The organism is Nocardia sp. NPDC003345, assembly GCF_053589395.1.
The window spans coordinates 1-8924 of sequence record NZ_JBSFRU010000279.1 but is presented as its reverse complement, the minus strand read 5'-3'; the positions used below and the strand labels follow the sequence as shown (position 1 = coordinate 8924).

Genomic DNA, 8924 nt, shown 5'->3' with positions numbered 1-8924 from the left:
TTGGCGATCACCGGATGAGTTCGAGGCGAGCTACCATCACCCGGTTCCGGCTGGAACCTGATTACCCCGCCCTCCAACAATGCGGGGGAACCTCAGATCATGCTGTCGACGTCGTTGCCGGCTCGTGGCCCTATGTCTGGCTATAAAGGGGCCGCAGGGAGGGTCGCGTTTTCTGGCTGGTTCCGGAAACGGAACCACGACATCGGCGGAGGGCGGATCTGCAGGAATGTGTAGTGTGGCGGCATGCGCACAGAAACTGTGCACATCTGCTGCGAAAGTTGTGTTCTGATCCCCCTCCGGACACTTTTTCGTAGCATTTCTGCCCTGGAAACTGTGTAGTTGCACTGGCATCCACGCCACCGCCACTATCGCCGAAGTCGCCTCTCGTCATCGTGCACCTCACAGGTGAACCTGGTCCGCTGGCCATCGGAGCCCATGTTCTCGAGGTCATCGCAGGGTGGGGACCGGCGGGAGCAGGACGTCTGGGCCAGGTTGTTTTCGGGACGATCCGCAGCGACCGCACAGCCGAGGTCGACGCCCGGCGGGCAGCTCTCACCTCGTCCGGCAATGGCGGGAATGGTTGGTTGGGGACCTCTTATACTAAACCTCTGCGGCACTGCATATTTCGGGTGAGACATCCGGCCTGAGGTGGGAATATCTGGTAATGGGATCTGAGTTGCGGTTCGGCAACTTGCAGACAGCGGCAGGCGCCCACGCCGAGAGGATGCAGCGAATGACTTTGCGATACGGCCTCGACCTGAGCATCCGGCCATGACTGCCGCGATCCTCGCTGCCGCCACAGGCATCATCGGCATCGCCATCGGCCGACTGTGGGATTCCCGGTCCGAAACCGCTCGGTGGCGTAGGGACCAGATGACGGCCAGCTATCAATCTTTAGCCGACCAGTTCGAATCGATGTACGAAGCGATCCGGATCATCGCCCTGACTGAGCTGACTACTGAAGAACTTCCCAGCGTGATCCAGGATGCGCGCATCAACAACTTCATTCCGTGGGACAGCGCGCTCACTGCGGTGTGGCTGCACGGATCGAAGGATGTGGTCACTGCGGCCACACTGGTAGACCGCGCAATCCTCGATCTCTTCCATGCGGCGCCGACACGGAAGTTCACCGTCGATGACTGGAACCAAGTTCGCCGACCGGCCCGAGAGGCCTTCGAACGCTTCATCCGCGCTGCCCGCGCCGAGCTTCGCCTGCCTGCAGTGGAAATGACTCTCTTCCCGGAGTCACCCCCACGCCTCTCGTCCGGAACACGCCGGTGTGGCTTGCCCTTGCTCGGGGATAACCGCAGGCGAAGCAACTCACCGCCGCCGAGGTGAGCATCCCGGCTATCGCAGCTTTCTAGTGCCTCGTCAAGCAATGACTTTGCGCGCACGCTCGGTCCACCCGTCGAGGCTGCTCCGGAATTGATCGGCAATCGCGGCGAAAGGCCGAAGATTCGGTCTGTGGGCACGTTGGGTTGGCGTGCGTAGATGCTGAGGGTCGTGCGGGCGAGGTGACCGCGTAGGGCAGTTCCGGCGAGTCAGATGGCGGTGAGGTCGGCGAGGTGAACCGTCGACTTATCTGGAGAGCAGCGGTTTCGTAGTCGGGGTCAGCTGCCCCGTAGCGTGCCGTAGGAGTCCGGACGGGCTGACTCGTGAACCGTCTGTCGCCTTCGCGGTTGACTTGCCCGTGATGTGTACCCGTCCGGTCTCCGTTCACGGTCTGACTCGACAGAGGTGTGACGACAAGCTGCTGTGAGAGGTTCTTGAAGTCGACATGTCGGCCGTGGATTCCCCACCCGATGAGACGAGGAACCGAATCTGATGATGCTGATCGGGATCGATCCGCACAAGTCCAGCCACACCGCGACAGCGGTCGATCCCACGACGAATTCCGACCTCGGATCGGTTCGTATCGATGCGAGCTTCGCCGGCTATCGGAAGCTGCTGGCGTGGGCGCGGCAATGGCCCGAACGCCGGTGGGCCGTGGAAAACGCCGAGGGACTCGGCCACCACCTCGCGCTGTGGCTCGTCGCGATGGGCGAGATGGTCGTGGACGTGGCACCGGCCGCGACAGCGCGCGTCCGACAGCTTTCACGCGGCGGTCGCCGAAAGAACGACCGTATCGACGCTGCCGCAGCGGCCTGCGTCGCGGCACTGCACGGGGATGCACGTCCGGTACACACGGAAACTCATGCCGACTCGCTGGCGCTACTCGACGAGCGTCGTAAGAACCTGTCCAGCAGCAGGACTCGATCGGTGAACCAGCTTCATGCGTTGCTGCGCGAGTTGTTGCCCGGCGGCGCGCCGACAGACCTGACTGCAACGAAAGCCGCGATCATCCTGCGCGGCCTGCGTCCGGTCACCGTCACAGACCGAGTACGCAAGTCCCTGACCAAGGACCTCGTCGCAGATATCAAACGATACGACTCCCAGCTCGCCGACAACGCCGCAGCAATGGAGGAACTGCTCGGCCTGCACGGCACCACGCTGCGAAGCATTCCCGGTATCGGCCCGGTGATGGCGGCCCGCATCATCGGCCGCACTGGGCGCGCAAGCAGGTTCTCGACTGCGGCGGCCTACGCCAACTACACCGGCGTCGCGCCCATCGAGGTCGCCAGCGCCGACTCCTCTCGTCACCGTCTGTCTCGGCACGGCGATCGAGAACTCAATTCCGCCCTGCACACCATCGCCATGATCCAGATCCGCATGGCCAGCAGTGCCGGCCGCAGCTACTACGACAAGAAGATCAGCGAAGGAAAGTCACCCCGAGAGGCCAAACGCTGCCTCAAACGACGCTTGGCAGACCTGTGCTGGCGAACCATGGCCAGAGACGAAAGACGCACAACCCGAACCGGAGCCGTCAACGACACCGACGCCGCTTGACAAATACAGAGGTATCACGGGTTGGGGGCCGCTTTGGGCTGTCTCGGGGTTGGTTGCGCGCCGCGCCCAACGAAACCCATGACCGTCGAGGTCGACCCATTCCTTGAGCCGCACAGCTTGTGGCACTTCGTTATAGAGGCCTTGGCGGTCCGGCTATCGGCAGCAATTGGGGTCGAGGACGACGCAGAGTGCGGCGAGGGCGTCGCGGTGGACGCGGTGGATGACGCTCATGCCCTGGCGTTCGGAGTTCACCAGCCCGGCCTTGCGGAGCTGGCCGAGGTGGTGGCTGATCGTCGATTCGGACAATTCGACCGCGTCGGCGAGCTCCCCGCCGTTGCGCCCGGTTTCGGGGCTTGCCAGCAGTAGCGACATCAGCTTCACCCGCACCGGATCGGCCAGGGCTTTCAGCCGCAGGGCGACGTGCAGGGCGGCCTCGTCGTCGACCGGACCGGCCGCCACGGGCGGGCAGCAGAGGGGTGTGGTCATGTCGATGACGGGCAGTGCTTTGGGCATGAAATCCATCCTACCTACGATGTTGACTTATGTCGAAAAAGTGGCAGACTGAGCACCGTCAATCCTTCGATATATGTCACACAGGTGGTGGTCATGATGTCACGTGTTCAGCTCGCACTCAACGTCGACGATCTGGAGCAGGCCGTCGAGTTCTACTCGGCCCTGTTCGGCGTTCAGCCCGCCAAGCGCAAGCCCGGCTACGCGAACTTCGCGGTCACCGAACCGCCGCTGAAGCTGGTCCTCATCGAGAACCCGGGGCAGGGCGGCAGCGTGAACCACCTCGGGGTCGAGGTGGAGTCCTCGGAGAAGGTGCACGCCGAGATCGCGCGCCTGTCGAATGCAGGTCTGTTCACCGAGGAGCAGATCGCCACCACCTGTTGCTTCGCCACCCAGGACAAAGTCTGGGTGACCGGTCCGAACGAAGAGCGGTGGGAGGTCTACACCGTCCTCGCGGATACGGAGCATTTCGGCACCGAGCCCCGGTTCGCCGGGAAAGACGACGGTGCGGCGGTGCAGGCATGCTGCGGCACCGACGGCCGCGGCGAGGCCGCGCCCGAGACCGAGGCGGAGTCGAAGGTGGCGTGCTGCGCGCCGGCCGGCGCTCGGTAGCGCCTGGACCTCGGAGTGACCGATGTCGACACCGTGGCAGCGGTAGGTGAATTGTCGCGGGCGGGGCGCCGCCTGGTGTTGGCGGTGCTGTGCCTGACCCAGATATCCAGCTGGGGGATCTTGTATTACGCGTTTCCGGTGCTGTCGGTGTCGATCACTGCGGGGACAGGGTGGTCGGCGCCGGTGATCACCGCCGCGTTCTCTCTCGGTGCGCTCGCCACCGCGCTCACCGGGATCCCGGTCGGCGTGGTCATCGACCGGACCGGGCCGCGGCGGGTGATGACCGCAGGTTCGATCCTGGGCGCGGTCGCGCTCGTGGCGGTGGCGAGCGCACCGAATCTGGCCGTGTTCTACCTCGGCTGGATCGCGGCGGGTATCGCGATGGGGGCGGTGTTGTATCCGCCGGCGTTCGCGGCGTTGACCCGCTGGTGGGGACCGCAAAGCGTGACCGCGCTGATGGTCTTGACCCTCGCCGGTGGTCTGGCGTCCACGGTGTTTGCGCCGCTCACCGCCGCACTCGACGAGCACACCGGCTGGCGCATCACCTATGTCGTCCTCGCTGCCGTGCTGGCGGTGGTGACAGTGCCGGCGCACTGGTTCGGGTTGCGGGCGATGTGGCCGGACCCACCGGCTCCGAGGTTGGCGGCGCACGCCGACCACGCGAGGATCGCGCGCAGTCCGCGGTTCGCTGCGCTGGTGGTGACCTTGTGTCTGGCGGCGTTCGCGAGCTTCGCGGGGATCTTCAACCTGGTCGCCCTGTTGCGTGAGCACGGGTTCGGCCCGAACCTCGCCGCCTGGGCCCTTGGACTGGGCGGGGCTGGGCAGGTGCTGGGTCGCATCGGGTATCCGGTGCTGGCCCGGCACACCGGGGTCACCGCCCGCACTGTGCTGGTCCTGGCCGCGCTCGCCGCCTCGACCGCCCTGCTGGGGATTGTGTCGGCGGTGATCGTGCTGATCGCGGTCGCGATCGGCACCGGGCTGGTGCGCGGGATCTTCACCTTGATCCAGGCCACCGCGATCACCGACCGGTGGGGCGCCACCCACTACGGCCGGTTGAACGGGTTGTTGTCCGCCCCGGTGGTGATCGTGTCCGCGCTGGCCCCGTGGGCGGGCACGGTGCTGTCTGCGTGGACCGGCAGCTACGCCCACACCTACCTCGTCCTCGGTGCGGTCGCTGCTGTCGCCGCACTCACCGCGACCCTGACCAGGGTCGATTGTTCGAAGAAAGAGACCTTGTGACAACCGAGCACGCATACGACGTGGTGGTCGTCGGCGGCGGCCAATCCGGCCTGGCCGCCGCCCACCACCTCACCGGACAGGGCCTGAACGCCGCGGTCCTGGAAGCCTCGGAAGTAGCGACCGGGTCGTGGCCGCGCTATTACGACAGCCTGACCCTGTTCTCCCCGGCCCGCTACAGCAGCCTGCCCGGCCGGGCCTTCCCCGGGAATCCGGACCGGTACCCGCACCGCGACGAGGTCGTGGACTACCTGCGCACCTACGCCGCCGGTCTGGACGCCGACATCCACACCAGCACGCCGGCCGAGACCGTCACCATCGGCGACCGCGGTGAATTCACCGTCACCACGAAATCCGGGACGGTGTACACCGCACCGCGGCTGATCGCGGCGACCGGGTCCTTCGGTTCTCCGTTCCTGCCCGCTGTGCCCGGCCAGGACCAGTTCGCGGGCCAGGTCCTGCATGCCGGCCGGTACCGCGATCCGGCCGAGTTCGCGGGCCGGCGAGTCGTCGTGGTGGGCGCGGGGAACTCCGCGGTGCAGATCGCTGCCGAGCTCGCCGCCCACACCGACACCGTCCTGGCGAGTAGGGCGCCGGTGAAGTTCGTGCCGCAGCGGCCGCTGGGTCGGGATGTGCATTTCTGGTTCACCGTCACCGGATTCGATGCCGCCCCACTGGGCCGGATCATCAAGGATGTGCCGACGCAGCCGGTGCTCGACGAAGGCCGCTACCGCGCCGCACTCGCGGCCGGGAAACCGGAGCGGCGGGAGATGTTCGCCCGGTTCGAGCCCGAGGCCGTGGTATGGCCCGACGGCACCCGTACCCGGGTGGATGTGGTCATCTTCGCCACCGGCTACCGCCCCCACCTGCCGTATCTGGCCGGGTCCGGGGTGCTGACCGAAACCGGCGCCCCGCGGCAGCGGTTCGGGCTCTCCACGACTCACCCGGGGCTCGGGTTCCTCGGGGTGGAGTGGCAGCGCGCCCCGTCGTCGAACTCGCTACGCGGGGTCGGCCGGGACGCGGCGTATCTGGTGCGGCGGCTGCGGCCGGCGACGGCGCAGCAGCGGCGCGCGCGATGACCACCGCCTCGGTGGACACGGTCGGGCAGGGGTAGGCTCGCGGCGGCCGCATGCTGTCGGCCGACGGCACCCTGATCATCTACCTCACCCATGGTGCCGACCCGATCCCGGATATCACGACGCTCGATGCGGCGATCGCGGCAGGGGACTACAAACACCTGGTCGTGCAAGCTCAGCGTCCGCCGGTGGGTTCTCGCCGACGGAGCCGGCGGCGAAAAAGGAGATGACCGCCGCGGCGGCGGGCATCTCGAACACGGCGTGCACGCCGTGGGTGCATGTACTGGAGCAGTGGATTCCACCGTGCTCTCCGGCTCCGGAGCGCGGCTGTGCCGATCGCCAGGACCGTAATCGTCACGATCGCGGTGAGCAGCGCGCGGCCCGCACCGGACTCGGGGAGAACCGAATACGCAGTCCACCAGCCGATTACCGGTGCCGGCATCACCACCGCGCGCTACCGGGCACCTCGGCGCGATACCGCTGGGCGGAGTGTTCACCGGTCACCAGCGTCTCCTGGACCGACTGAACCGGTGGTGGTTCAGGCGTGGGCGGGCAGCAGCTCGGCGATGAGCGCTTCCACCCGGGCGTGGATTTCGTCGCGGATCGGGCGGACCGCGTCCACGCCTTTCCCGGCGGGATCCGGCAGGTCCCAGTCGCGGTCGCTGATTCCGGGAAACGCCGGGCAGGTGTCACCGCAGCCCATGGTGATCACCACCGTCGACGATTCCACCGCGTCGGGAGTGAGGATCTTCGGGGCCTGGGCGGTGATGTCGATCCCGACCTCGGCCATCGCCTCGACAGCCGCGGGATTCAGGTGCTCGGCGGGCGCGCTGCCCGCGGAGCGGACCTCGATCGCGCCGTCAGCGAGGTGGATGAGGTATCCGGCGGCCATCTGGGAACGGCCCGCGTTGTGGACACAAACGAACAACACACTCGGTGTGGTCACGGAAACAGCCTTTCTCACAAGGTGGGGACGTCGAGCTCGGTCAGCAGGGCGCGGACGCGGGTTTCGATCTCGGTGCGGATCGGCCGGATCGCGGCGACATCGAGACCGGCGGGGTCGGGCAGGTCCCAGTCCTCATACCGGCGGCCGGGGTACACCGGGCAGGAGTCCCCGCAGCCCATGGTGATGATGACGTCGGCGGCTTTCAGGATCTCCTCGGTCCACGGCTTCGGATACTCGCCGGTGATGTCGATGCCGATCTCGGCCATCGCCTCGACCGCGGCCGGGTTGATCTCCTCGCCGGGTTCGCTGCCTCCGGACCAGGCGATGGCGTGGTCGCCGGCGAGGTGGGCGAACAACCCGAGCGCCATCTGGGAGCGCCCAGCGTTGTGGGTGCACAGGAACAGCACGGTCGGGGTGCCGGTGTGGGTGAGGCCTTCGACCTTCGCCAGCGCGTGCAGGCGTTGGCCGGCGAACCGCTCGGCCAGCAGGGGGAGGAAGTTGACGATGGTGGCGCGGCCGGCGAATTGTTCGTAGGAGGAGTGCAGGAACCGTTCGATGGTCTCCACACCGAAGGTGCCTCCGAACTCTCGCTGCAACCGGGTCGCCGCCGTTTTCAACGCCACATGCTGGTCGATGGACAGATCCGCGCGCAAAGCGGTAGCCGGGATGGGTGATTCGGTCATATCCGTTGTCCGATACTCGAGAAGGAAGGGTTCAGGATTGGACAGGTGAGCTCAGTTCGGCCGCGAGGGCCTGCACGCGGGCGGCGATATCGTCACGGACCAGCCGCATCCGCTCCATACCCTCGATCCCGCGCTGCGACGGTTCATCGGTCTCCCACCGCCGCACCGGCACACCGGGCGGGGTGTCCAGGTCGGCTTCCCGCCCGAGGACAACCACCAGGTCCGCGGTGTGCAGCAGCAAACGCGTTGAGCTTCGTACCCGGGTCCGTGCCCGCCGACAGTGCGAGGACCTTCTCGCCGGCGGCTTGGCGCATCAGCCCGGCCGCCATCTGCGATTTACCGCTGTTGCGCACCCACACGAACAGCACGCTCGGTGCCGTGGTCACCGTGGCCCTACTTCGGTCGCGGCGGCCGGGGTGCGGAACCGGTTACGCAGGGCCAGCGACACATACACCAGGCCGACCAGGACCGGGACCTCGATCAGTGGACCGACGACACCGGCCAGGGCCTGACCTGAGGTGGCGCCGTAGGTGGCGATCGCGACCGCGATGGCGAGCTCGAAGTTGTTGCCCGCCGCCGTGAACGCCAAGGTGGTGGTCCGCTCGTAGCCCAGACCCATGACGGCGCCCAGTAGGTAGCCGCCGCCCCACATGATCGCGAAATACGCGAGCAGCGGGACCGCGATCCGGACTACGTCGAGAGGTTGGGAGGTGATGCGGTCGCCTTGCAGGGCGAACAGCACGACGATGGTGAACAGCAGCCCGTAGAGCGCCCACGGACCGATTTTCGGGATGAGGGTGGATTCGTACCAGTCGCGGCCCTTCGCGCGTTCCCCGAACCGGCGGGTGAGATATCCCGCGAGCAGCGGGATGCCGAGGAAGATCAGCACCGATTTCGCGATCTGCCACGGCGAAGTGTCGATGGTGGTCTGCTCCAGGCCGAGCCCCCCGGGCAGGACCGAGAGGTAGAACCAGC

General features: G+C 66.8%; 10 protein-coding genes and 1 pseudogene. 6 read left to right on the top strand and 5 right to left on the bottom strand.

Annotated features, from left to right (window positions below; genetic code table 11):
* Positions 1-771 precede the first annotated feature (771 nt).
* Positions 772-1338, top strand: coding sequence for a hypothetical protein (locus tag ACWDU1_RS24785; protein ID WP_450001979.1), 567 nt, complete (start codon positions 772-774; stop codon positions 1336-1338).
* Positions 1339-1824: 486 nt separating this feature from the next.
* A complete protein-coding gene (locus ACWDU1_RS24780) occupies positions 1825-2886 on the top strand; it encodes an IS110 family transposase (protein ID WP_450001977.1) in 1062 nt (353 codons plus the stop codon).
* A 153-nt stretch (positions 2887-3039) separates the two neighbouring features.
* Here ACWDU1_RS24780 and ACWDU1_RS24775 read toward each other — a convergent pair whose 3' ends face one another.
* The gene (locus ACWDU1_RS24775; protein WP_450001976.1) at positions 3040-3399 is read right to left on the bottom strand and encodes an Rv2640c family ArsR-like transcriptional regulator; all 360 of its coding nucleotides are present in this window, start codon (positions 3397-3399) and stop codon (positions 3040-3042) included.
* Positions 3400-3495: 96 nt separating this feature from the next.
* Here ACWDU1_RS24775 and ACWDU1_RS24770 point away from each other — a divergent pair, with 96 nt between their 5' ends.
* The 4 genes from ACWDU1_RS24770 to ACWDU1_RS24755 are packed head-to-tail and all read left to right on the top strand — an operon-like array spanning position 3496 to position 6550.
* Positions 3496-4008: an ArsI/CadI family heavy metal resistance metalloenzyme gene (locus ACWDU1_RS24770; RefSeq protein WP_450001980.1), complete on the top strand. Its 513-nt coding sequence runs from the start codon at positions 3496-3498 to the stop codon at positions 4006-4008.
* Positions 4009-4023: 15 nt separating this feature from the next.
* Entirely contained in the window at positions 4024-5247 is a 1224-nt protein-coding gene (locus ACWDU1_RS24765; RefSeq protein WP_450001974.1) for an MFS transporter, read from the top strand.
* Positions 5244-6323 carry a flavin-containing monooxygenase gene (locus ACWDU1_RS24760; RefSeq protein ID WP_450001973.1) on the top strand — a complete coding sequence of 360 codons (1080 nt, stop codon included), beginning with the start codon at positions 5244-5246 and terminating at the stop codon, positions 6321-6323. Before ACWDU1_RS24765 ends, ACWDU1_RS24760 begins: the two co-directional genes overlap by 4 nt.
* Positions 6324-6373: 50 nt before the next feature.
* Positions 6374-6550, top strand: a complete 177-nt coding sequence (locus ACWDU1_RS24755; protein ID WP_450001972.1) for a hypothetical protein — start codon at positions 6374-6376, stop codon at positions 6548-6550.
* A 308-nt stretch (positions 6551-6858) separates the two neighbouring features.
* Here the strand turns inward: ACWDU1_RS24755 and ACWDU1_RS24750 are convergent, their stop codons facing one another.
* From ACWDU1_RS24750 to ACWDU1_RS24735, 4 genes and pseudogenes are all read right to left on the bottom strand, one after another.
* Complete coding sequence (locus tag ACWDU1_RS24750; RefSeq protein WP_450001970.1) at positions 6859-7266, bottom strand: arsenate reductase ArsC; 408 nt, start codon at positions 7264-7266, stop codon at positions 6859-6861.
* A gap of 14 nt (positions 7267-7280) precedes the next feature.
* Entirely contained in the window at positions 7281-7949 is a 669-nt protein-coding gene (locus ACWDU1_RS24745) for an arsenate reductase ArsC (protein ID WP_450001969.1), read from the bottom strand.
* A 31-nt stretch (positions 7950-7980) separates the two neighbouring features.
* Positions 7981-8278: pseudogene (locus tag ACWDU1_RS24740) on the bottom strand (arsenate-mycothiol transferase ArsC).
* Positions 8279-8331: 53 nt separating this feature from the next.
* Positions 8332-8924 (bottom strand): arsenic resistance protein (locus ACWDU1_RS24735; protein WP_450001967.1); only part of this gene is annotated, 593 nt, incomplete at its 5' end.